Genomic DNA, 21,301 nt, shown 5'->3' with positions numbered 1-21,301 from the left:
GGCTGGTCGCCGCCGTAACCGTCCACCCGCCGCGTCGCGCCCACGCGGTCACCGCCCGGACCTGTCCATCCGCGAGGGTCGGCGGTTCGGCGTAGGCGGGCAGGTGGTCGCTGCCTTGGCGGCGGCCAGGCGCTTGCTGGGGTGGATCAGCTCGGCACCGACCGGGTGCTCGGCGGCGCGGGCCCGGTCGACGCGCGTACGTCCGCGCCGTAGTACCGCGCGGTCATCGTTCCCGGTCATTCACGCTGGGTGAGCGAGAGAGTTTGCCGCACTGGCAACGAATATGAGCGGAATCGCCGGATCCGCCAACGGCACCGGGTGCGGTTACCGCGTCCGGAGTCGCCACCCCAGCAACGAGATCACCGCCATTGGGACGACCAGCAGCGCTGGCGACCACCGGGGCGCGTGGTCCACCACCACCGCCCCCGCCCCGGCCCCCACGATCAACGCGGTCAGCACCCGGGCGTTGGGCAGCAGCTCGTGTCTCGGTCGGCGGGCGGCGACTCCGCCGATCAGTGTGGTGAGCGTGCCGGTCAGGTAGGTCGAGGACAGTCCGGGTACGCCGAAGCGCTGCACCGCGCTGCCCTGGATGCCCAGGGCAGCCGCCGCGATCGCCAGGAGGGTCAGCCGCAGGCCGGGCGAGCGCTCGCCCTGGGTGAGTTCCCACAGCACCGCGAACACGGTCAGCGCGGCCAGTTCCAGACCCAGCGCCGCGGTGACCTGTCTGGGCCACACGGGGTCCTTGTCCGTCGCCGTGCCTGCCACCCAGGCGCCCACCAGCACGCCCAGGACGTAGGCGGCGATCGCGCTGCCCGCGTTGCGCGCGAGTTCCGCGTCCGCGGTGCCGGTGGACAGTCCAAGCAGGACCATGTTGCCGGTCATGACGCTGGAGAACGCGCCACCGAGGGCGAGGAAGCCGGTCGCGTCGGCGGCCCCGGTGACGAAGGTCAGGGCGACGACCAGCGCGTGCCGCTCGCGCAGGGCGCGATCGTCGGCGGGACGTCGAGTGGACCGGGTGATGGACATGGCGGATTGTCTTTCGTATACGCTAAACGGGAGTACGGGCGGCGGACAGGGGAGTGCGGTGGACACCACGATCGGGGCGCAGCACATGCCATTGCGCGACCAGGTCCTGGTCGCGTTGCGCCAGCGCATCGTCAACGGCGACTACCCACCCGGCGAGCGGCTCACCGAGGACCGGCTGGCCGAGGACTTCGGCGTGTCCCGCAACCCGGTGCGCGAGGCCCTGCGGGTGGTGCAGGCCGAGGGATTCGTTGTCATGGTCCCGCGCCGCGGCGCCGTGGTGGCCGTCCCGGACACCGCCGCCGTCGCGGACATGTTCGCCGTCCGCGAGCGGTTGGAGACGCTGGCCGCCCGGCTCGCCGCGCAGCGGGCCACCCCCGCCGACATCGCGGGCCTGCGGGCGCTGTTGGAGTCCGCGCGGGAGGCGACCGACCGGGAGGACTTCGGCCGGGTCGCCGAGCTGAACACCCTGCTGCACACCCGCGTGATCGACATCAGCGGGAACAAGTGGCTCTCCTCCATCGCCACCGCCTTGTACCTGCAGGTCCAGTGGGTCTTCCGGATGGGTGCCCCGGACCGCGCGCCGCACTCCTGGGTGGAGCACATCCGGTTGGTCGACGCGATCGAGGCGGGCGACCCGGACGCCGCCGAGGCGGCCGCCAAGTCCCATGTGGACGCCGCGTCGGTCGCGGCGATGGCGGGCGCCGAGCACGGCTGGGAGTGATCCCCGGCCGTGCGCCTCACCGGCCGCACGCGTACCCCTGCATCCCGCGCGGGTTCGCGCCCGCGGCCAGCACCCCGGTGCCGGGGTCGCGGGTGACCGCGCACATCCGGCCCAGGCTCCACGGGTCCGACAGCTGGATCCGGTGGCCTTGGGCGGACAGCGCGGCCACCACGGCCGGGTCCAGCCGGTCCTCCACCACGAGCACTCCGGGCTCGATGTCGCGCGGGTAGAAGGAGTTCGGCAAACTGGTGGTGTGCCAGGTGGGGGCGTCGATCGCCTCCTGCAGGTCCTGACCGCCCGCGAGGTGCCGCAGCAGGAACAGCAACTGCCACTGCTCCTGCTGATCGCCCCCCGGTGAGCCGCACGCCAGGACGGGCAACCCCTCCCGGAGAACCATCGTCGGCGTCAACGTCGTGCGTGGTCGCGCCCCCGGTCGCAGGCTGCCCGGCAACCCGTCCTCCAGCCAGAACATCTGGAGCCTGCTGCCCAGCGGGAATCCCAGCTCGGGGATCACCGGGGAACTCTGCAACCAGCCACCGCTGGGCGTCGCGGAGATCATGTTGCCCCACCGGTCGACCACGTCCACGTGGCAGGTGTCGCCGCGCGTCACCCCGTTCGCCCGCACCGTCGGCTCACCGGTCGTCGGGTCGGTCGGCAGGTCGGCGGGCCGGGTGCGCAAGTGCCGGGCCAGTCGCGGTTCCCGGCCGTCCGGGCTGCCGGGCCGCACCTCGTGGCTGGCGCGGTCGGTGATCAGCGCGGCGCGTTCGGCGGCGTACCCGGCCGACAGCAGAGCCGCCAAGGGAACGTCCGGGCTGTCGGCGTACCAGGCGTCCCGATCGGCGAACGCCAGTTTCATCGCCTCGGCGATCACGTGCACGCCGCGCGTGGTCGACGGGTCGAGCGCCGCCGGGTCGCCCACCGCGTCGAGTGTCGCGAGGGTCTGGAGCATCGTGGGTCCTTGGCTCCACGCCGACACCTTGGCGACGGTGTGGCCGTGCCAGTCCAGCGTGACCGGGTCCTCCCAGGTGGCCGAGAACCCGGCCAGGTCCGCGCCGGTGATCACCCCGGCGTTGCGGGCGCCGCTGGAGTCGCGGAACGGCTGTCGCGCGAACCTGTCCACGGCCTCCGCGACGAACCCCGCCCGCCACGCCTCGCGTGCCGCGTCGATCCCGGCTTCGCGGTCGGGACCGCGGCTCTCGTCCACTAGCCTGCGCAACGTCCGGCCGTAGTCGGGGTTGGCGAACAGCGCGCCGGGCTCGGGCGGCTGCCCGCCCGGCAGCCACAGCTCCGCGGACGTGTGCCAGTCCTCGGTGAACAGTTCGCGCACGGTCGCCACCGTCGCGCTGACCGCCGCGGTGAGCGGGTGTCCGGCGCCCGCGTAGCCGATCGCGGGTTCGAGGACCTGCTCCAGTGACATCGTCCCGTGATCGCGCAGGAGCAGCAGCCACGCGTCGACCGCGCCCGGTACGGCGGCGGCGAGCGGGCCGCTGCCGGGGATCAGCGCCATGCCCAGGTCGGTGAAGTGCTCGATCGTGGCCGCCGCGGGCGCCGGGCCCTGGCCCGCGAGCACCACCGGCCGCGGGTCGGCCGCGGTGGCCACGATCGCGGGTACCTCGCCGCCGGGGCCGTTGAGGTGCGGTTCGACGACGTGGAGCACGAATCCGGCGGCGACCGCGGCGTCGAAGGCGTTGCCGCCGCGCTCGAGCATCCGCATGGCCGACTGGGAGGCCAGCCAGTGCGTGGAGGAGACCATGCCGAAGGTGCCGCGCAGGGTGGGGCGGGTCGTGAAGGTCATGCGTGCCTCTCGGTCCGTGCGGTGGTCGGCGTCGTGCGGAGGTCGGGACCGGTCCCGTCGGGCTGGACGAGGTGGCAGGCCGCGGTGCCGTCCCCGAGGTCCACCGGTTCCGGCACCTCGGCAAGGCACCGGTCGAAGGCCAGCGGGCACCGGGTGTGGAACCGGCAGCCCGACGGCGGGTCCAGCGCGGAGGGCAGGTCGTCGCCGAGCAGCACCCGGGTGCGGGCGCGCTGGCGCGACGGGTCGGCCACCGGGGCGGCGGCCAGTAGGGCCTGGGTGTACGGGTGCGCCGGCTGGGCGAAGACCCGCTCGCGCGACCCCTGCTCGACCAGTTGCCCGAGGTACATCACGGCGATCTCGTCGGCGAGGTATTCCACGGCGGACAGGTCGTGGGTGATGAACAGGCAGGCGAACCCCAGGTCGCGTTGCAGGTCGGCCAACAGGTTGAGCACGGCGGCCTGCACCGAGACGTCCAGCGCGCTGGTCGGTTCGTCGGCGACGAGCAGGGTGGGGGAGGAGATCAGCGCGCGGGCGATGCTGACCCGCTGCCGCTGCCCGCCGGACAGTTCGTGCGGGAACCGCCGCGCGACCTCCGCCCGCAGCCCGACCCGTCCCAGCTCGGCTCGCACCCGCTCGTCGCGGTCCCGGCGGGAGACCCCGCCCAGACGCAGCGGCTCGCCGACGATGTCGCCGACGACCATCCGCGGGTCCAGCGAGCCCGCCGGGTCCTGGAAGACGATGGAGACGTCCTCGCGGTGCGCGCGCAGTCGCCGTCGGGACAGGTGGGTGATGTCGGGCCCTGCGACGCGGACCGTGCCCGCGGTGGGCTCCAGCAGGCGCACGACGCAGCGGCCGACGGTCGACTTGCCCGAGCCGCTCTCGCCCACCAGCGCCATCACCTGGCCGGGCTGGATTGTCAGCGAGACCCCGTCGACCGCCCGCACCGCGCCGAAGTGCATGACCAGGTCGACCAGCTCCAAAGCCGGTGCCGTCACGATGCCGCCCCCCGCCGCTGCCGGACCGGGTGCCAGCAGGCCGCGCCGTGGCCCGACCCGCCGGGCGGGTCGAGCCGGGGTTCCTGGACCCGGCAGTCGTCCTCGGCCGCGGCGCACCGCTCGGCGAAGGTGCACGCGTCCGGCTGGGTCACCAGCACCGGCACCAGTCCCGGGATCTCCCGCAGCCGGTGCGTTCCCGCGTGTTCACCGGGCACGGGCGAGGCCGCGAGGAGGCCCGCGGTGTAGTGGTGGCGGGGCGCGGCGAACAGGTCGTGCACGCCCGCGCGCTCGACGATCCGGCCCGCGTACATGACCAGCACCCGGTCGGCGATGTCGGCGATCACGCCCAGGTCGTGGGTGATCACCAGCACGCTGGTGCCCAGCCGTTCGCGCAGGTCCCGCAGCACGTCCAGGATCCCCGCCTGCACGGTCACGTCGAGCGCGGTGGTCGGTTCGTCGGCCACGAGCACCTTCGGTCCACAAGCGACTGCCATGGCGATCATCACGCGTTGCCGCATGCCGCCGGAGAGCTGGTGCGGGTAGTTGTCGACGCGGTGCGCAGGCGAGGGGATCCCGACCAGCGCGAGGAGTTCCACCGCGCGCGCCCGCGCGTCCCGGCGCTTGAGGCCCTCGTGGACCCGCAGCACCTCGCCGATCTGCCGTCCCACGGTCAGCACCGGGTTCAGCGAGCTCATCGGCTCCTGGAAGATGTAGGCGACCTCGCGGCCCCGCACCCGCCGCAGCACCGATTCCGGGGCGCCGATCAACTCGGTGCCGTCGAGGACCGCCGAACCGGTGACGTTCGCGCTCGACGGGAGCAGACCCGTCAGGCTCATCGCGGTCACGCTCTTGCCGCACCCGGATTCGCCGACCACACCCACGATCTCGCCCGCGTCCAGCGACAGGTCGACTTTGTCCACAACGGACAGCGGGCCGGTTTCGGTGCGGAACACCACGGACAGGTCGCGTACCGTCAACACGCTCATCTGGTGCTCCCCTTGGGATCGAGTGCGTCGCGCAGGCTGTCGCCGAAGACGTTGAACGCCAGTGCCAGCAGCATGATCGCCAGGCCGGGCAGGATCGCCGACCACGGCGCCCGCGCGGCGAACTGCTGCGCGGTGGCCAGCATCGTGCCCAGGCTCGGGTCCGGCGGCTGGATGCCCAGGCCGAGGAACGAGAGCACGGCCTCACCCAGGATGGCCGCCGGGATCGCCACGGTCGCCTGCACCAGCACGACCGAGGTGGCGTTGGGCAGCACGTGCCTGCGCAGGATCCACAGGTCGCCCGCGCCGTCGACCACCGAGGCGGCGACGAAGTCCAGGGACTTGAGCCGCAGCGTGTCCGAGCGGACCACCCGGATGATCCCGGGGATCTGTGCGATCCCGATGGCCACCGCGGCGTTGGCCAGGCTCGCGCCGCGGATCGCGGCCAGGCCCACGGCCAGGATGAGGAACGGGAAGGCCAGCATGAGGTCGGCCAGCCGGGAGATGACCGCGTCGCAGGCCCGGAAGTACCCGGCGGCGAGCCCCAGCGGCACACCGATCACCAGGGCCGTGGCGACCGCCAGCACACCGACGGTCAGCGACGCGCGCATCCCCAGCATGATGCGCGACAGCACGTCGCGGCCCAGGTCGTCGGTGCCCAGCGGGTGGCCGGGGGTGCCGGGTGGTGTGAAGGTGCGGCCGAAGTCGGTGGCTTCCGGCGCGTAGGGGGCGAGCCACGGCGACAGGACCGCCACCAGGACCGCCAGGGTGAGGACGACGAAGCTGACCACGGCGAGCGGGTTGCGGCGCAGCCTGCGCAGGAGCCGTCCACGATCGGGGACGGTGGTCGTCGTGGTCATGCCGCCGCACCGCCGACCCTGATCCGCGGGTCGATCAGCGAGTACAGCAGGTCGACCAGGAAGTTGATCCCGATGTAGGCGGTCGCGGTGACCAGCACGACGGCCTGGATCACCGGGTAGTCGCGCTGGAACACCGCGTCGATCGTCATCTTCCCGAACCCGGGCAGGCCGAAGATCTGCTCGGTCACCACCGCGCCGGAGATGAGCGCGCCCAACTGCAGCCCGACGATCGTGACCACCACGATCAGGCTGTTGCGCAGCGCGTGCCTCCCGATGACCGCGCGCGGCCGCAGACCTTTCGCCTTGGCGGTGCGCACGTAGTCGGTGCCGAGCGCGTCGAGCATCGACGACCGGGTCTGGCGCATGATCACCGCCGAGAGCCCGGTGCCCAGGATGACCACGGGCAGCACGATGTGGTGCAGGTTCGCGACCGGGTCGTCGAGGAACGGCACGAAACCGGAGGCCGGGAACAGCCCGGTCGAGACCGACAGGTACAGGATCGCGACCAGTCCCAGCCAGAAGTGCGGCACGGACAGCCCGATGAGTGCCAGCCCGTTGGCCAGCCACTCCGCGGGCCGCCCGCGCCGCACGGCGGCCACCGTGCCCGCGCCCACGCCGAGCACGGTGGCCAGGAGGATGGCCAGCAGGGCCAGTTCGATCGTGACCGGCAGCGCCGTGCCGAGCATCGCGGTCACCTCGACGCCGGTCCGGGTCGAGGTCCCGAGGTCGCCGCGCACCGCGTTCCAGGCGAACCGTCCGAATTGGACGAACACCGACTGGTCGAGGCCGTACTCGGCGCGGATCGCGGCCAGCGCCTCGGGGGAGCGGTCCTCCCCGGCCAGTGCGAGCGCGGGGTCACCGGGCAGTGCCCGGATCCCGAGGAACACCACTGCAGTCGCCAGGAACAGCGTGAGCAGCGACTGCCAGGCGCGGGTGAACAGGTAGCCACGCATGTCGGCTACTTCGCGAACCCGGCCGCGGCCACCCGGATCACACCGTCGGGGAAGACCCGGACACCCTTGACCGAGTTGGCCACGCCGGTGAGGTTGCGCTGGCGGTAGAGGTAGACCAGCGGGGAGTCGGCCTGGACCTTCGTCACCGCCTGGCCGTAGAGGTCGCGGCGCTCGGCGAGGTCCTGCGACTGCCGGGCGCGCTCGAGCAGCGCGTCTAGGTCCTTGTCGTTGTAGCCCGCGACGTTCTGGCTGCCGCCCGTGCCGACGAAGTTGGTGATGTTCGCGTCCGGGTCCACCCGGCCGGACCAGCCCAGCTGCAGCAGCTGGAAGTCGCCGCGGTCCTGCTGGTCGAGCAGCGAGGCGTACTCCACCGGCTTGATCTTGAGGTCGAACCCGCCGTCCTTGACCATCGACTGCAGGGCCTGGGCGAGCCGCAGGCTGTCCGGGTTGTTCGCGGTGATCATCTCCACCGGGAACGGCGTCGGCACCCCCGCCTCGGACAGCAGCTGCTTGGCCTTGGCCGGGTCGTGCGGGCTGCACGCCTGCGCGGCGGGGGAGGAGAACTCGCTCTTGGGCGAGATCGGCGAGCAGGCGACGGTGTTGAGGTCGTTGAAGATCACCTTGACCAGCCCCGCGCGGTCGATCGCGTACTCGAAGGCCTTGCGCACCTGGGGTTTCGTCCCGAGTGGACCGTCAACCGGCTTGGCGGGCTTGCCGACGCCGTCGACGTTGCCCACGTTGAAGCTCACGGCCTGGTAGCCCAGCGACTGCGACTGCAGGACCGTCAGGTCCTTCTCCCCGCGCAGGGTGGGCACGTCGCTCGCCGAGAGCGTGTCGGCCACCTGCACGTCACCCGAGCGCAGGTTCGCCGAGCGGATGTTGGCGTCGGTGATGATCCGGTAGGACAGGCCGTCCAACCGGATCTTGGCGGCGTCGTAGTAGTTCGGGTCGCGCACCAGGTCGATGGAGTTCTGCGGCACCCGCTTGCCGAACTTGAACGCCCCGACGCACACCGGGGCCGTGGCGAAGTCCTTGCCCAGCTTGGCCGTCGCCGTCGGGCTGGGCACCATGCCCGCGCGGTCGGCGAGCGCGGCGGTCAGCGGTGCGAACGGTTTGGCCAACCGGATGACCACGGTGGTGGCGTCGGGGGCCTCGACCGAGGTGATCGGACCGAGTTCGCTCTTGCGCCCGGACCCGGCCAGCGTGAGGTGGCGCTCGATCGCGGCCTTCACCGCGGCCGCGTCGAAAGCGGTGCCGTCCGCGAACTTCACGCCGGTGCGGACCGGGATGGTCACGGTCTTGCCGCCGTCGGACGCGGTGGGCAGCGCGGTCGCCAGCTGGGGCACGATCTTGGCCTGGGCGTCGACGTCGTAGAGCTTCTCGCACATGGCGTTGAAGACATAGCGCGAGTACAGGCTGCGCGAGAGCGTCGGGTCGAGCTGATCCGGCTCCGCGGACAACGCCATGACCAGCGTGCCGCCCGACTTCACCTCGTCGGGAGCCGCGGGCTCGCCGAAGGTGTCACTATCCGTCGCGGCAGCCCCCGGCTGACCACCTCCGGCAGGGTCGACGGCCGAGCACCCTGCCGTCAGAGCCGCGGCGACCAGCGCGGTGGCGAGCAGGTGTTTGCCCAGCGGGCGAGCTGAAAGACCAGGTAGGAGGGCCCGTGTGCGCATGGTGTCTCCTGTCGGGAGTCGAGTGCGGCGGAGCGTATGTTGTATACGAGATTCTCGCAAGGGTTCCAGTTTCGAAGAGTGGCAACCCAGAGCCGGTTCCGGTAACGAGGTCGTGGAGACTCGGCCACGTCGCCTGCGGGCGCACGTCACGCTGAGCGGTTAGTCGGAACCCTCCGGCGGGAACCCGGCGACCGGCTGCTGATCGTCAACGAACGCCACCTGGGATCCGCGCTGGACCGCCACGTCTGGCACGGCGTCGAGCCAAGCATCCCGATGGCCGGCCCTACCTCGGGGGTAGGGCGCGCGCTACCCCCGGCACGGGCCCCTGCTGGATTCACACCGGACCGCGGACTTCCTAACGTTTCCGTCACCGGGTAGTCGAGATCCAGAGGAAGACATTGATGAACAAGAGAACGCGACGTGCGTGTGGGGCGGTGCTCGTGGCAGCGGGGTTGATCGGCGTGGTGTCGCCGACGGCGGTCGCGGACGCCGGGGCCTCGGTCCAGGAGCGGCAGGGTCGGGCAGGCGTGGGTGCGGCCTTGGATGAGCTGGCGGGAGCCAGCGGTGGCGGCGGCGTGGTGCTCCGGGTGAACGACCGGCGAGGGGAGTGGGTCACCAGTGCGGGAGCCGCGGAACTCGGCAGGTCAGCCAGACCCGTACCCACCGGGCGTTTCCGCGCGGGCAGCATCACCAAGACCTTCGTGGCCACCACGGTGTTGCAGTTGGTCGGCGAGGGGAGGATCTCGCTGGACGCGCCGATCTCCTCGTACCTGCCCCGGTACGGCCTCGACCGCCGCATCACAGTCCGCATGTTGTTGCAGCACACCAGCGGTCTGTTCAACTACACCGGCGACGTGCGGGCCGACGGCACCCCGGATCCCGGGATCCCCATGTGGGATCAGGCGTACCTGGACAATCTGTTCCGCACCTACCGCGCCGAGGAACTGGTGACGTTCGCGCTGGCCAAGCCCGCCCGCTTCGAGCCGGGCGCGAAGCACGCCTACTCCAACACGAACTACACGCTGCTCGGGCTGCTGATCGAGAACCGGACCGGTACCGACTACGCGACCCAGGTCGAGAGCCGGATCCTCAAGCCGCTCAGGATGAACGACACGATCCTGCCCGGCACGAGGACCGGCATCCCCGGCCCGCACGCGCACGGCTACCTGACGTTCCAGCAGAACGGCAAGCGGAAGGTCGTCGACATCACCAGGATCAACCCGTCCTGGGCGGGTGCGGCAGGGGAGATCATCTCCACCACCGCGGACCTCGACAGGTTCGTCTCGGCACTGCTCGGCGGCAAGCTGCTCAAACCCCGTCTGCTCGACGAGATGCGCACGTGGATGCCGACAGGCGCGCCGGGGGCCTCCATCGGGCTCGGGCTGTTCGCGAACGAGTTCGCCCCCGGTTGCACGGCTTACGGTCACACCGGCGGCACGCAGAGCCAGACGTCGTACATGTACAGCACGGCGGACGGCACCCGACGAGTCGAGTTCTCGGTGAACCACGGTGTACTGGACCGCGCCGACGGGGACGCCATCCAGCGCATCGCCGCGGCGACCACAGCGCTCGCGGCGAAGGCGCTCTGCGGCTAGACAGCGTCCCGCAAGTCGACGAGCTTGACGGCAGCAGACGGCTCCGTTCGCCGCGGTGTAACGTCAGTGGCTCTGTATGGCGATTACGGTCAGTCACCGTCACGCCTCAACCGCGCCGGCCTCGGCCTGGTCATGATCGTCGCTCCAGCCCGACCTGGCCGCCGTCCTGGGCGGTTTCGGGCGGGCCCCGGTCACCGGCGCGCCCCTGCTCGGGCGGCTCGGGCAGGTGGATCACCCAGCGCCTGCCGGTAGGTGTCTGCGGGCGTTGTGGGTGCTGGGGACGCGCCACGGCGGTTGCCGCGTGGTCGTCGGCTGATCAGCCGATCATTTGTGCCAGGGCAAAGAGAGTCGTCTATTCCCGGTTTTGTGTCTTCGTCACATATCCCGGACCGGAGACAAGACCCCCGAACGGGGGTCAAGGTCGCGGGGGAACGTCTCGCGCAACGCTCGCTGGTCCACCACCTCGGGTGGGAACCAGGGGACAGGATCGCGGCCGTTCTCGGTCGATCGTGCGTCCAGCTCGTCCGCGATCATACGGTGCCCTTGGCGTTGGACCCGAGGACGCGCCTGGCCCTTCCCGCCGCGGTCCTACGCCAGTGCAGGGTGGCTGCCGGCGATCAGGTGCTCGTGATCGCCATGGCCGACTACAGCAGCCTGGTAGTCCACTCGAACCGCCGTCCACTTGAGCCGTCCGTGAGCTCAGATCCAGCCTTCTTCCCAGGCGATGCGGGCGGCGTCGTGGCGGGAGGTGACGTGCAGCTTGGCCATGGCCGAGGACAGGTAGTTGCGTACCGTCCCGTGGGCCAGGTGGATGTTGCTCGCGATGTCGAGCACCGAGCCGCCTGCCCTGGTCAGGCGCAGGACTTCGAGTTCGCGGGTGGTGAGCGGGCAGTTGTCCTCGGTCAGCGCGCTGGCGGCGATCTCCGAGTCGACGTAGCGGCCGCCTGCGTGCACGTCGCGTAGGATTGAGGCGAGTCGGGAGGCGGGTGTCGTCTTGGGCACGAAGCCGCGTACCCCCGCGGCCAGGGCGCGTTTGAGGACGCCGGGGCGGGCGTGTCGGGTCACTAGTACCACGGGGGTTCCCGGGCCGATGGCCGCGGCGGCCGCGACGCCGTCCCGCCGGGGCATCTCCAGGTCCAGCACCGCGATGTCCGGCGCGTGCTCGGCGACCGCGGCCACCGCCGCGTCCCCGTCGCTGACCTGGGCGACGACCGTGATGTCGGCCTCCAGCTCGAGCAGGGCCGCCAGCGCGCCGCGGATCAGGTCCTCGTCGTCGGCCAGCACCACCCGGATCACCGGGCCGCCGCCTCGCCGACGAGGCGGAACACGCCGTCGCCGCCGTCGGCGCGCACCAGGCCGCCGACGGTGGCGAACCGCTCGCGCAGGCCCGCCAACCCGCTGCCGCGCTCGCCCGCGACGCCGGCCACGCCGTCGTTGCGCAGTTCCACCAGGACCCGGCCCTTCGCCACGCGCACCACGAGCGCGCACTCGCCTGCCGAGCTGTGCCGCAGGATGTTGGTCGTCCCCTCGCGCACCAGCGCGCCGAAGAGCGGTTGCAGCGGCGGCGGCACGTCGGCCGCGCTGCCGTCGACAGTGGTGCTGATCCCCGCCGCGCGCAGGATGTCCACGGCGTTGCCGATCTCGGTGGACAGGCTGGTGCGCCGGTAGCCGTAGACCACCGCGCGGGTCTCGCGCAGCGCCGTCCTGGCCAGCTCGCTCACCTCCGCGGCCTGGGCGCGGGCCGCGTCGTCGTCGTGCCCGATCAGCCGCTCGGCCAGCTCGCCCTTGAGCGCGATGGCCTGCAGGTGGTGGCCCTGGATGTCGTGCAGGTCGGCGGCGAAGCGCAGCCGCTCCTCGGCGACGGCCAGCTCGGCGGCAACCTGCCGGGCGTCGTCGAGCTGGCGCACCACCGACCACAGCCAGACCTGCAGGAAGTTGCTCACGCCGAAGAACAACGGCATCAGCGCGCAGATGACCAGGCGCGTGGTCAACCCGGCCAGGTCGCCGTCGTGCGGCAGGACCGCGGCGCCGACGAGCGCGACCACCAGCCCGCCGCCCAGGACCAGGCCCCAGCGGCGCCACCCGGTCCGGTGCGCGGCCAGCGCGCCCAGGACGCTGCTGGGCAGCATCGCCCAGGACACCGTCCTGGGGATGACCGCCACCGACAGCGCCCACGCGCCCAGCGCGACCGCGACCGTGGCCTCGACCTCCCAGCGCCGCAGCCGGTCGACGCCGAGCCCGGGCATGCTGTGCGCGCTGATCCGCACGTACTGGGTGACCACGACGGCCGCGCTCAGACCCAGCAGCGCCGTCGGCAGTGGGGCGACCGGGCTGCTCAGCAGCTCCAGGGACAGGACGAGGACCAGGACCCCGGCGGTCGTGCCCAGCGTTCCCCACGTGTAGTAGCGCACCCGGTCGAGCGGCGCGCGCGAGGATCGGGTCACGGTGTGAATGTACGAGGGTGGTCACCGTGCGCGCAGGTGCGGGTCCACACCCGTCGGCCTGACATTTGTCACCTGGACCGGTGTCGATCACCCGGGTGGTGCTGATCCGTGTGCCTACCGGCAGGCCCGGCCCGGCACCAGGCTGGGTGCCATGACACAACCAGTGATCGCGGTGCGGGGGCTGCGCTGCCGCCACGGGGAGTTCGAGGCGGTGCGCGGGATCGACGTCGAGGTCGGGGCGGGCGAGCTGTTCGCCCTGCTCGGCACCAACGGCGCGGGCAAGACCACCACCCTGGAGGTGCTGGCGGGTCACCGCGCGCCGTCCGACGGCCACGTCCGGGTGTTCGGGCTGCGGCCGGACGCCGACCGGTCGCGAATCCGCCCGCGCATGGGGGTCCTGCTGCAGGACAGCGGCACCGGGGGCGAGCTGACCGTGCTGGAGACGCTGCGGCTGTGGGCGGCGCTGACCTCCCGTCCGTCCGATGTGGACGGCGCGCTGGACCGGGTCGGGCTCGCCCACCGGGCGGACGTGCGCACCGCCCGGCTCTCCGGCGGCGAGCGCAGGCGGCTCGACCTGGCCGTGGCGACGCTGGGCGACCCGGAACTGCTCTTCCTCGACGAGCCGACCACCGGGCTGGACCCGGAGTCGCGGCGGCAGACCTGGGAGCTGGTGCGCGGCCTGGTCGCCCGCGGCACGACCGTCCTGCTGACCACGCACTACCTGGAGGAGGCCGAGTACCTGGCGCACCGGCTGGCGATCATGCACGAGGGCCGGTTCGCGGTGTCCGGGACGCTGGTGGACGTGCTCGAGCGCGAGTCGTCCCGGATCTCGTTCGTGCGCCCGCTCGGGCTCGAGGCCGCGGACCTGCCGCCGCTCTCGGGAGCCCTCGAACCGGAGGCGTTCGCGGCCGGTCGGGTGGAGCTGCGCACCCGGGCACTGCAGGACGACCTGCACGTGCTGCTCGGGTGGGCCGCCGCCCGGGACCTGCAACTGGCCCAGCTGCGCGCGCACCACGCGTCACTGGCCGAGGTGTTCCACGGCGTGCGCGACTCGGTGGTGGCGGCGTGAACGGCGTGCTCGCCTTGTCCAGGGCCCAGTGGCTGCTGCTCGTCCGGTCGCGGACCGCCGCGGCGATGGCCCTGCTGTTCCCGTTGCTGCTGGGCGGTTTCATGGCCTTCGGCACCGCCCCGGAGTGGAACCTCGCGCTCACCCTGCAACTGCTCGCCGCGCAGGGGGTGACCGTCTACGTCGGGGTGACGAGCGCGTTCGCCGCCCGCCGCCAGGACCTCACGCTCAAGCGGCTGCGCTCCGGGGAGCTGCCCGACGCCGCGATCATCGTCGGCGTGCTGGCGCCCTTCGTGGCGCTGGGGCTGGTCCAGTCCGGGCTGATGGTCGTGCTGGCACAGGTGGCGGGCGCGCCGTTGCCGGACCGGCCGTTCGCGCTGCTGCTGGCGATCGTCGGCGGTGTCGCGGTGAGCGCGGCCGCCGGACTGCTGACGACGGCGTTCACCGGCAGCGCCGAGGCGGCCCAGATCACCACGGCGCCGTTCTTCTTCGCCACGCTCGCGGGCGGGATCTGGGTGTTCACCACCGATCCCGCCGCGGTCGAGCGCTGGCAGCTGTTCGCCCCGGGCGCGGCGGTGGCCGACCTGGTGCGCGGGTCCACGCAACCGCTGTGGTGGCCGGTGCTGGCCCTGCTCGCCTGGGCGGTGGCCGGGTGGGTACTGGGGATCCGGAACCTGCGCTGGGACCCGCGCGGCTAGCGGGTGTTGGGCGCGGTGCTCGTGGTCGAGCACCGGGGGAGCCGGGTGGCGGCCTCCAGGACCGGGGGTCTGGAGGCCGCCACCGGGGCGGACTAGCCGAGCTGCGGGACCCGGTCGCCGTAGCGGTCGAGCAGCGAGGCGTTGGCCGCGTCGCCGCCCTCGCTGTTGGAGCTCTGCCACAGCGGGACCTCGACGCCCGCGGCCGCCGCCTTGTCGAAGACCCGCGCCAGCACCTGGTTCCACAGGTAGGCGTTGCTCAACGTGGACAGCGAGGCGGTGACCGGGTGCTCGGCCGGGTAGCTCACGTCACCCGGGCCGGTCAGCGTGTCGAGGATGATCGTGGCGTTGACCGACAGCTTCGTCCCGGCCCGCGCCGGGGTCTCCGCCGAGGCCGCGGGCGAGGTGACCGCCACGACCGGGCAGCCCGCCGCCAGCGCGGTCACCGCCAGCTCCACCGGGTAGTGGTTGATGCCCGAGTTGGAGAAGACGAAGAGCACCTCGTGCCCGGACAGCGGCACCAGGCCGAACACCGACCGGGCCAGGCCCGGTCGCCGCTCGGCCGCGGTGGCCCGCCGGGCCCCGCCGAACACCTGCAGCTCCTCGGTGAACAGCGGTCGCACGCAGGCCAGGCCGCCCGCGCGGAAAAACGTCTCGGCCACCGCGGCGAGCGAGTGGCCCGCGCCCGCGGTGAGGACCAGGCCGTCGGCGCGCACGCACGCCAGCACGAGGTCGGACACGTCGTCCAGCGCGTCCGCGTTGTGCTCGCCCACCTTCGCCAAGTGGGCCAGGACCTGCCCGCCGTAGACGTCTTCTGCCATGGTGCCTCCAGGTTGTGCGTCGTTAGTGGAGCTCTTCGGGACGGTCCGCGTCGGCGCCGTCGGCCACGTCGTCGCACGCGACGCCGGTGACCGGGTGCCGGGCCAGGTAGGGCCGCGCGCCGGTGTCGCCCTCGGCCAGCGCGGCGACCCCCGCCCAGTGCGCGCGACCGAGCAGGACGGGGTGGCCGGGGACCCCGGCGTAGGTGGCCCGGACGAGCGCGTCCGGGGTGGCCAGCGCGGCGAGCCGGTTCACCGCGGCGGCGGTGATGCCGGGGGTGTCGACCGGGAGGACCACCACGGCGGTCTGGTCGCCGAGCGCGGCGAGGCCGACGCGCAGCGACGAACCCATGCCGGTGGCCCAGTCCGGGTTGATCACCACCGTGGCGCGCAGCGGCGGCACCCGCTCGGCGCCCGCGCCCAGCACGACCACGGTGTGCGCGAGGTCGGCCAGCGCGCCCAGGGCGTGCTCGACCAGCAGCGCGCCCCGGTAGGGCGCCAGTGCCTTGGGCAGGCCGAACCGGCTGCCACCGCCCGCGGCGAGCAGCAGGCCCGCCACGTCGGGAACCGCCATGGCGAGAGCCTAGAGGGGACTACCGCAGTTGATCGAGCAAGAGGCCCGTGAGCAGGTCGGGAGCCTCCTCTGGGAGCCAGTGCGAAGCGTCCTCGACCAGCTCGAACCGGTATGGACCATTCACCCATTCGGCGCAGCCGAAGGCGGCGGTGGAGCCGATCGCGACGTCCTCGGTGCCCCACACGTACATCGTGGGCACCGCGACCGCGTCCGGGACGACGTTCCACCGCTCCGCGCGGAACCAGTTGAGCGCCGCGGTCAGCGCCCCCGGCTCCCGCAGCCGGGTGACGTACTCCTCCACCGAAGAGGGTGGGATCCGCCACTCGAACAACTGGCGCAGGGCGGCGGCGTTGTCGGCCAGCAGCCGCCGCTCCGCCGAGCGCTCCTTGAGCACCGGGATGTGCTGCGAGCGCTGGGCCTGCTCCTCGTCGGTGCGCCGCGCGGCGGCCAGCGCGGCCGGGTGCGGCGCGGACACGGCGGTGAGCCCGCGCACCCGGTCGGGGTGCTCGGCGGCGAGGTGCCAGCCGACGACCGCGCCCCAGTCGTGGCCGACCAGGTCGAACTCCGCCCAGCCGAGCGCGTCGGCCACCGCCAGCACGTCGCCGACCAGCGCGTCGACCTGGTAGTCGACCGGGTCGGGCGGGCGCACGCCGGGGGAGTAGCCGCGCTGGTCGAAGGCCACCGCGCGCAGACCCGCGTGGCCGAGCACGGCGACCTGGTGCTCCCACGCCGTGGCCGCCTGCGGGAAGCCGTGCAGCAGCAGGACCGGCTGGTCGCCCGGCGAGCCCGCGGCCAGCGCGTCGAAGGTGCCCGCCGCGGTGGCGATCTGGAGGTGCTCGGTCACGGCCCGCAGGCTACCCAGCCGCACCGACACCGCCCGGCTCGACCAGGCCGGAGGGCGCTGGTGAGCGAAGATTGAACTGTGGACGACTCGACCGGCCCCGCGCCGAAGATCACGGTGTACGGCACCAAGCGCCCGGACGAGGTGCGCGCGGTGGTACTGGTGCTGCACGGCGGGCGGGAGCACAGCCGCGCACCCGCTACCCGGTTCCAGCTCGCCTACCTGCGGATGCTGCCCTTCGCCAAGGACATCGCGCGCAAGAGCAAGGGGCAGGGCGTCTCGGTGTGGGTCCTCAAGGACCGCTACCGCGGCTGGAACGCCCCGGACCTCGACCCGGTGCGCGACGCGGAGTGGGCGCTCGGGGAGATCCGCGCCACGCACGGCGACGTCCCGGTGGTCCTGGTCGGGCACTCCATGGGCGGCCGGGTGGCGCTGCGGGTCGCCGGTGACCCCTCGGTGATCGCGGTTTGCGCGCTCGCGCCGTGGACGGCCGCGGGCGAGCCGGTGCGGCAGCTGGCCGGCCGGACCTTGCTGATAGCGCACGGTTTGCTCGACCGGACGACCGATCCGCGGCTGTCCTACAGCTTCGCCGAGCGCGCGAAAGCGGTCACCGACCGGGTCGTCCGCTTCGACGTGGCGGGCGAGCGGCACGCCATGCTGCGCAAAGCGGACAAGTGGACCAGGCTGGTCACCGGGTTCGTCCTGGGCGTGCTCGACACCCAACCGATCGACCCCGTCATTACGAACGCCATGGGACAGCCCGCACCGGAAGGGCTGCGGGTTCCGCTCTAGAGGAGGACCAGTGACGGGTGGCGACAGACGGCGGGTGGCTGTCATCGGCAGCGGGGTCTCCGGGCTCACCGCCGCCTACCTGCTGCAACGCCGCTACGACGTGACGCTGTTCGAGGCCGACGACCGGCTCGGCGGCCACGCCCACACCCACGACCTGCCCACCCCCGACGGGGGCACGGCCCAGGTGGACAGCGGGTTCATCGTGCACAACGAGCGGACCTACCCGAACCTGCTGCGGCTCTTCGGCGAGCTCGGGGTCGAGACCCGCGAGTCGGAGATGTCGATGAGCGTGCGCTGCGAGGGCTGCGGCCTGGAGTACGCCGGGGCGCGCGGCGCCCTCGGGGTGTTCGCGCAGGCGCGCAGTCTGCGGCGGCCGGGCTTCCTGCGGATGCTGGCCGAGGTGAAGCGGTTCCACCTGCACGCCAAGCGGGTGCTGCGCGAGGACCCGGGCGAGATCACGCTGCGGGCGTTCGTCGTGGTGGGCGGGTACTCGAAGTACTTCGTGGACCACTTCCTCATCCCGGTGGTGTCCGCGGTGTGGTCCTCGGGCGCGGAGCTGAGCATGCGGTACCCGGCGCGGTACCTGTTCGAGTTCCTCGACCACCACGGGCTGCTCTCGATCAGCGGGTCGCCGCAGTGGCGCACCGTCGTGGGCGGCTCACGGACCTATGTGGAGCGCGCGGCCAAGGGCCTGAGCGCGGTCGCGGTGTCCACTCCGGTCCGCGCGCTGGTCCGCCACCCGGACCACCTCGAGGTCCGCGACGACGCCGACCAGGCGCACCGGGTCGACCACGCGGTCGTGGCCACCCACCCCGACCAGGCGTTGCGGCTGCTCGTCGAGCCCACCGCGGCCGAGCGCGACGTGCTCGGCGCGTTCGACTACTCGACCAACGAGACGCTGTTGCACACCGACGCCTCGATCCTGCCGCGCTCGCCGCGGGCCCGGGCGTCGTGGAACTACCTCAAGCCCGCCTGCGACTCCGCCGACGGCCCGGTCAAGGTCAGCTACCACATGAACCGGCTGATGGGCCTGGCCGAGCCGGAGGACTACGTGGTGACGCTCAACGCCGAGGAGCTCGTCGCCCGCGGCCGCGTCCTGCGCCGGATGGTCTACGAGCACCCGATCTACACCCCCGAGTCGCTCGCCGCGCAGCGGCGGCTGCCCGAGCTGAACGACGGCCGGGTCGCCTACGCGGGCGCCTACCACGGCTGGGGGTTCCACGAGGACGGTTGCGCTTCCGGGGTCCGCGCGGCCGCGGCGCTCGGGTCTGGCTGGTCCACATGACAGCCGCCCTCTACGACGCCACCGTCCGGCACGCGCGGATGGAGCGGATCGACCATTCGTTCTCGCACCCGGTCTACATGTGGCTGGTCGACCTCGACGAGCCGCCGCGGCTGCCGTGGTACCTGCGCCCGTTCGCCCGGTTCGAGTCCCGCGACCACCTCGGCGACCCCGCACTGTCCATCAAGGACAACCTGGCCCGCTGGCTGGCCGGTCAGGGGATCGAGGTGACCGGCCAGGTGCTGATGCTGGCCAACGCGCGCGTGCTGGGCCACGTTTTCAACCCGATCACCGTCTACTGGGTGCACGACGCGGACGGTGCGGTGCGGTGCGTCGTCGCCGAGGTCCACAACACCTACGGCGAGCGCCACTGCTACCTGCTCCGAACAGATTCCGAGGGGCGGGCGAGCACGGACAAGGAGTTCTACGTCTCGCCGTTCCTCGAGATGGGCGGGCACTACCTGATGCGGATGCCGCGCCCCGGCGACCGGCTCTCGCTCACGGTCACCCTGCGGCAGGACGGCAAGACCCCGTTCACCGCGACGCTGACCGGCACCCGCGCGCCCGCCACCCCGGCGGCGGTGGCCCGGATGGTGCTGCGTCGCCCCCTGATGACCCAGCGGGTCACCGCGCTGATCCGCGTCCACGGGATCGCCCTGTGGCTGCGCCGGATCCCGGTGGTCCGCCGCCCCCGACACGTTCGGCAAGAAGGAGTCCAGTGACCGAGACATCCCTGCGGCCCGACGGTGTCGGCGCCGACCGCCCCGTCCAGTCCGCCGCGGACTGGGGTGACCTGTCCACCCCGCCGCGCAACGCGGCCCGGGCCCGCATCGCGCGGGCGCTGTTCGCCAACGCCGTGCGCACCCTGCCGGTCCGCGTGGTGCTCCCCGGCGGCCGCCGCCTCGGCGTGGGCGGCCCGACCTCGCCGGTCATGCGGATCCACCGCCCGGAGGCGTTCTTCCACCGCCTCGGCGTCGACGCCAAGATCGGCTTCGGCGAGGCGTACATGGTCGGCGACTGGTCGACGAACTCCCTGGCCGAGCTGCTCACCGAGTTCTCCGCCCGGATGAGCACGCTGATCCCGCCGCGCCTGCAGGCGTTCCGCCGCTGGGTCGACCGGCGCCAGCCCTCGACCGAGGAGAACACCCTCAGCGGGTCGCGGCAGAACATCCAGCGGCACTACGACCTGTCCAACGAGCTGTTCGCGCTGTTCCTGGACGAGACGATGACCTACTCCTCGGCGATCTTCGAGCCCGGCGTGACCGACCTGCGGACCGCCCAGCTGCACAAGATCGACAGCGTCCTGGACCACGCCAGGGTGGGCCCGGAGAGCCACGTCCTGGAGATCGGCACCGGCTGGGGCGCGCTCGCCATCCAGGCCGCCAAGCGCGGCGCGCGGGTGACCTCGCTGACCATCTCCGCCGAGCAGAAGGCGTTGGCGGAGCAGCGGATCGCCGCCGAGGGCCTGGCCGACCGGGTCCAGGTGCTGCTGCGCGACTACCGCGAGGCCCAGGGCAGCTACGACGCGGTGGTCAGCGTCGAGATGATCGAGGCGGTGGGCGAGGAGTACTGGCCGACCTACTTCAGCGCGGTGGACCGCCTGCTCAAGCCGGGCGGCCGGTTCGGCCTCCAGTCGATCACCATCGCGCACGACCGGCTGCTGGCCACCCGCGGCGGGTACACCTGGATCCACAAGTACGTCTTCCCGGGCGGGATCATCCCGTCACCGGAGGCGATCGAGCAGAGCCTGGCCACGCACACCGGCATGCGGGTGCACGCCTTCCAGGACTTCGGCCACGACTACGCCGAGACGCTGCGCCAGTGGCGCCTGCGCTTCCTGGCCCAGTGGCCCGCGGTGTCGGCGCTCGGCTTCGACGAGACGTTCCGCCGCATGTGGGAGTTCTACCTCGGCTACTGCGAGGCCGGCTTCCGCTCCGGCTACCTGGGCGTGCGCCAGCTGTCCATCGGCCGCTGACCACGTCATAGAGCGCGCTTGGTCGCCACAGCTCGGCGACCAAGCGCGCGAACCCCATACCGGCATTGGTGCGAACGGGTATCGGCAGTCGAGTCCGCGCCAAGGGCGGCGAATGGCTCGATAGTCTCGCGCCATGGGGTACGGAGGGCGCGGAGCCGGAACCGCGACGGCAAAACGAAATCGATCCGGTCGTGGCGGACACTACACGCC

Annotated in this window: 21 protein-coding genes; 8 read left to right on the top strand and 13 right to left on the bottom strand. The window is 72.4% G+C overall.

The genetic code is table 11. From position 1 onward, the window contains the following. Positions 1-48 precede the first annotated feature (48 nt). Positions 49-240: a hypothetical protein gene (locus QSK30_RS19190; RefSeq protein WP_285504563.1), complete on the bottom strand. Its 192-nt coding sequence runs from the start codon at positions 238-240 to the stop codon at positions 49-51. Between the two features lie 84 nt (positions 241-324). Continuing rightward, positions 325-1,026, bottom strand: a complete 702-nt coding sequence (locus QSK30_RS19185) for a DUF1275 family protein (RefSeq protein WP_285504561.1) — start codon at positions 1,024-1,026, stop codon at positions 325-327. A 58-nt stretch (positions 1,027-1,084) separates the two neighbouring features. On the opposite strand from QSK30_RS19185, the gene QSK30_RS19180 reads away from it, so the two are divergent. Next, positions 1,085-1,747 (top strand): GntR family transcriptional regulator, encoded by a 663-nt coding sequence (locus tag QSK30_RS19180; protein ID WP_285504559.1) that lies wholly within the window; start codon positions 1,085-1,087, stop codon positions 1,745-1,747. Positions 1,748-1,763: 16 nt separating this feature from the next. On the opposite strand, the gene QSK30_RS19175 is transcribed toward QSK30_RS19180, so the two are convergent. Genes QSK30_RS19175 through QSK30_RS19150 form a run of 6 tightly spaced genes read right to left on the bottom strand, consistent with a single transcriptional unit; the run spans position 1,764 to position 9,009 of the window. Next, the gene (locus tag QSK30_RS19175) at positions 1,764-3,542 is read right to left on the bottom strand and encodes a gamma-glutamyltransferase family protein (RefSeq protein WP_285504557.1); all 1,779 of its coding nucleotides are present in this window, start codon (positions 3,540-3,542) and stop codon (positions 1,764-1,766) included. Further along, on the bottom strand, positions 3,539-4,537 hold the full coding sequence (locus tag QSK30_RS19170; protein WP_285504555.1) for an ABC transporter ATP-binding protein: 999 nt from the start codon (positions 4,535-4,537) through the stop codon (positions 3,539-3,541). Before QSK30_RS19170 ends, QSK30_RS19175 begins: the two co-directional genes overlap by 4 nt. After that, a complete protein-coding gene (locus tag QSK30_RS19165; protein ID WP_285504553.1) occupies positions 4,534-5,523 on the bottom strand; it encodes an ABC transporter ATP-binding protein in 990 nt (329 codons plus the stop codon). Before QSK30_RS19165 ends, QSK30_RS19170 begins: the two co-directional genes overlap by 4 nt. Beyond that, positions 5,520-6,380 carry an ABC transporter permease gene (locus tag QSK30_RS19160; RefSeq protein ID WP_285504552.1) on the bottom strand — a complete coding sequence of 287 codons (861 nt, stop codon included), beginning with the start codon at positions 6,378-6,380 and terminating at the stop codon, positions 5,520-5,522. Before QSK30_RS19160 ends, QSK30_RS19165 begins: the two co-directional genes overlap by 4 nt. Next, positions 6,377-7,333: an ABC transporter permease gene (locus QSK30_RS19155; RefSeq protein ID WP_285504550.1), complete on the bottom strand. Its 957-nt coding sequence runs from the start codon at positions 7,331-7,333 to the stop codon at positions 6,377-6,379. Before QSK30_RS19155 ends, QSK30_RS19160 begins: the two co-directional genes overlap by 4 nt. 5 nt (positions 7,334-7,338) lie before the next feature. Next, complete coding sequence (locus tag QSK30_RS19150; RefSeq protein ID WP_285504549.1) at positions 7,339-9,009, bottom strand: ABC transporter substrate-binding protein; 1,671 nt, start codon at positions 9,007-9,009, stop codon at positions 7,339-7,341. A gap of 401 nt (positions 9,010-9,410) precedes the next feature. Between QSK30_RS19150 and QSK30_RS19145 the strand changes: the two genes are divergently transcribed. Then, positions 9,411-10,604: a serine hydrolase domain-containing protein gene (locus QSK30_RS19145; protein ID WP_285504547.1), complete on the top strand. Its 1,194-nt coding sequence runs from the start codon at positions 9,411-9,413 to the stop codon at positions 10,602-10,604. A gap of 699 nt (positions 10,605-11,303) precedes the next feature. Here QSK30_RS19145 and QSK30_RS19140 read toward each other — a convergent pair. Beyond that, the gene (locus QSK30_RS19140) at positions 11,304-11,900 is read right to left on the bottom strand and encodes a response regulator transcription factor (RefSeq protein ID WP_285504545.1); all 597 of its coding nucleotides are present in this window, start codon (positions 11,898-11,900) and stop codon (positions 11,304-11,306) included. Further along, positions 11,897-13,048, bottom strand: a complete 1,152-nt coding sequence (locus QSK30_RS19135; RefSeq protein WP_285504544.1) for a sensor histidine kinase — start codon at positions 13,046-13,048, stop codon at positions 11,897-11,899. Before QSK30_RS19135 ends, QSK30_RS19140 begins: the two co-directional genes overlap by 4 nt. A 151-nt stretch (positions 13,049-13,199) precedes the next feature. Between QSK30_RS19135 and QSK30_RS19130 the strand changes: the two genes are divergently transcribed. Both QSK30_RS19130 and QSK30_RS19125 read left to right on the top strand, forming a co-directional pair. Next, on the top strand, positions 13,200-14,117 hold the full coding sequence (locus QSK30_RS19130; RefSeq protein WP_285504542.1) for an ABC transporter ATP-binding protein: 918 nt from the start codon (positions 13,200-13,202) through the stop codon (positions 14,115-14,117). Then, positions 14,114-14,812, top strand: a complete 699-nt coding sequence (locus QSK30_RS19125) for an ABC transporter permease (RefSeq protein ID WP_285504540.1) — start codon at positions 14,114-14,116, stop codon at positions 14,810-14,812. Before QSK30_RS19130 ends, QSK30_RS19125 begins: the two co-directional genes overlap by 4 nt. A 92-nt stretch (positions 14,813-14,904) precedes the next feature. Here the strand turns inward: QSK30_RS19125 and QSK30_RS19120 are convergent, their stop codons facing one another. The 3 genes from QSK30_RS19120 to QSK30_RS19110 are packed head-to-tail and all read right to left on the bottom strand — an operon-like array spanning position 14,905 to position 17,045. After that, entirely contained in the window at positions 14,905-15,630 is a 726-nt protein-coding gene (locus QSK30_RS19120; protein WP_285504539.1) for a sugar isomerase domain-containing protein, read from the bottom strand. 22 nt (positions 15,631-15,652) lie between these two features. Beyond that, positions 15,653-16,201 carry a nucleotidyltransferase family protein gene (locus QSK30_RS19115; RefSeq protein WP_285504537.1) on the bottom strand — a complete coding sequence of 183 codons (549 nt, stop codon included), beginning with the start codon at positions 16,199-16,201 and terminating at the stop codon, positions 15,653-15,655. A gap of 19 nt (positions 16,202-16,220) precedes the next feature. Further along, the gene (locus QSK30_RS19110; protein ID WP_285504536.1) at positions 16,221-17,045 is read right to left on the bottom strand and encodes an alpha/beta fold hydrolase; all 825 of its coding nucleotides are present in this window, start codon (positions 17,043-17,045) and stop codon (positions 16,221-16,223) included. A 78-nt stretch (positions 17,046-17,123) separates the two neighbouring features. On the opposite strand from QSK30_RS19110, the gene QSK30_RS19105 reads away from it, so the two are divergent. Genes QSK30_RS19105 through QSK30_RS19090 form a run of 4 tightly spaced genes read left to right on the top strand, consistent with a single transcriptional unit; the run spans position 17,124 to position 21,091 of the window. After that, on the top strand, positions 17,124-17,834 hold the full coding sequence (locus tag QSK30_RS19105) for an alpha/beta hydrolase (RefSeq protein WP_285504534.1): 711 nt from the start codon (positions 17,124-17,126) through the stop codon (positions 17,832-17,834). Positions 17,835-17,844: 10 nt separating this feature from the next. Then, positions 17,845-19,119 (top strand): NAD(P)/FAD-dependent oxidoreductase, encoded by a 1,275-nt coding sequence (locus QSK30_RS19100; protein ID WP_285504533.1) that lies wholly within the window; start codon positions 17,845-17,847, stop codon positions 19,117-19,119. Next, entirely contained in the window at positions 19,116-19,838 is a 723-nt protein-coding gene (locus QSK30_RS19095; RefSeq protein WP_285504531.1) for a DUF1365 domain-containing protein, read from the top strand. The genes QSK30_RS19100 and QSK30_RS19095 overlap by 4 nt, the downstream gene beginning before the upstream one ends. Then, positions 19,835-21,091 (top strand): class I SAM-dependent methyltransferase, encoded by a 1,257-nt coding sequence (locus tag QSK30_RS19090; protein WP_502871853.1) that lies wholly within the window; start codon positions 19,835-19,837, stop codon positions 21,089-21,091. The genes QSK30_RS19095 and QSK30_RS19090 overlap by 4 nt, the downstream gene beginning before the upstream one ends. The last annotated feature ends 210 nt before the right edge of the window (positions 21,092-21,301 follow it).

The organism is Actinokineospora sp. NBRC 105648, from assembly GCF_030269645.1.
Classification (GTDB): Bacteria; Actinomycetota; Actinomycetes; order Mycobacteriales; family Pseudonocardiaceae; genus Actinokineospora.
This window is presented reverse-complemented; position numbering and strand designations above follow the sequence as displayed.

Bases quoted from the DNA above. Each gene is read 5' to 3' on its own strand.
- QSK30_RS19190 (WP_285504563.1), bottom strand. From the start codon at position 240: ATGACCGGGAACGATGACCGCGCGGTACTACGGCGCGGACGTACGCGC.
- QSK30_RS19185 (WP_285504561.1), bottom strand. From the start codon at position 1,026: ATGTCCATCACCCGGTCCACTCGACGTCCCGCCGACGATCGCGCCCTG.
- QSK30_RS19175 (WP_285504557.1), bottom strand. From the start codon at position 3,542: ATGACCTTCACGACCCGCCCCACCCTGCGCGGCACCTTCGGCATGGTC.
- QSK30_RS19165 (WP_285504553.1), bottom strand. From the start codon at position 5,523: ATGAGCGTGTTGACGGTACGCGACCTGTCCGTGGTGTTCCGCACCGAA.
- QSK30_RS19160 (WP_285504552.1), bottom strand. From the start codon at position 6,380: ATGACCACGACGACCACCGTCCCCGATCGTGGACGGCTCCTGCGCAGG.
- QSK30_RS19155 (WP_285504550.1), bottom strand. From the start codon at position 7,333: ATGCGTGGCTACCTGTTCACCCGCGCCTGGCAGTCGCTGCTCACGCTG.
- QSK30_RS19150 (WP_285504549.1), bottom strand. From the start codon at position 9,009: ATGCGCACACGGGCCCTCCTACCTGGTCTTTCAGCTCGCCCGCTGGGC.
- QSK30_RS19145 (WP_285504547.1), top strand. From the start codon at position 9,411: ATGAACAAGAGAACGCGACGTGCGTGTGGGGCGGTGCTCGTGGCAGCG.
- QSK30_RS19130 (WP_285504542.1), top strand. From the start codon at position 13,200: ATGACACAACCAGTGATCGCGGTGCGGGGGCTGCGCTGCCGCCACGGG.
- QSK30_RS19120 (WP_285504539.1), bottom strand. From the start codon at position 15,630: ATGGCAGAAGACGTCTACGGCGGGCAGGTCCTGGCCCACTTGGCGAAG.
- QSK30_RS19115 (WP_285504537.1), bottom strand. From the start codon at position 16,201: ATGGCGGTTCCCGACGTGGCGGGCCTGCTGCTCGCCGCGGGCGGTGGC.
- QSK30_RS19095 (WP_285504531.1), top strand. From the start codon at position 19,116: ATGACAGCCGCCCTCTACGACGCCACCGTCCGGCACGCGCGGATGGAG.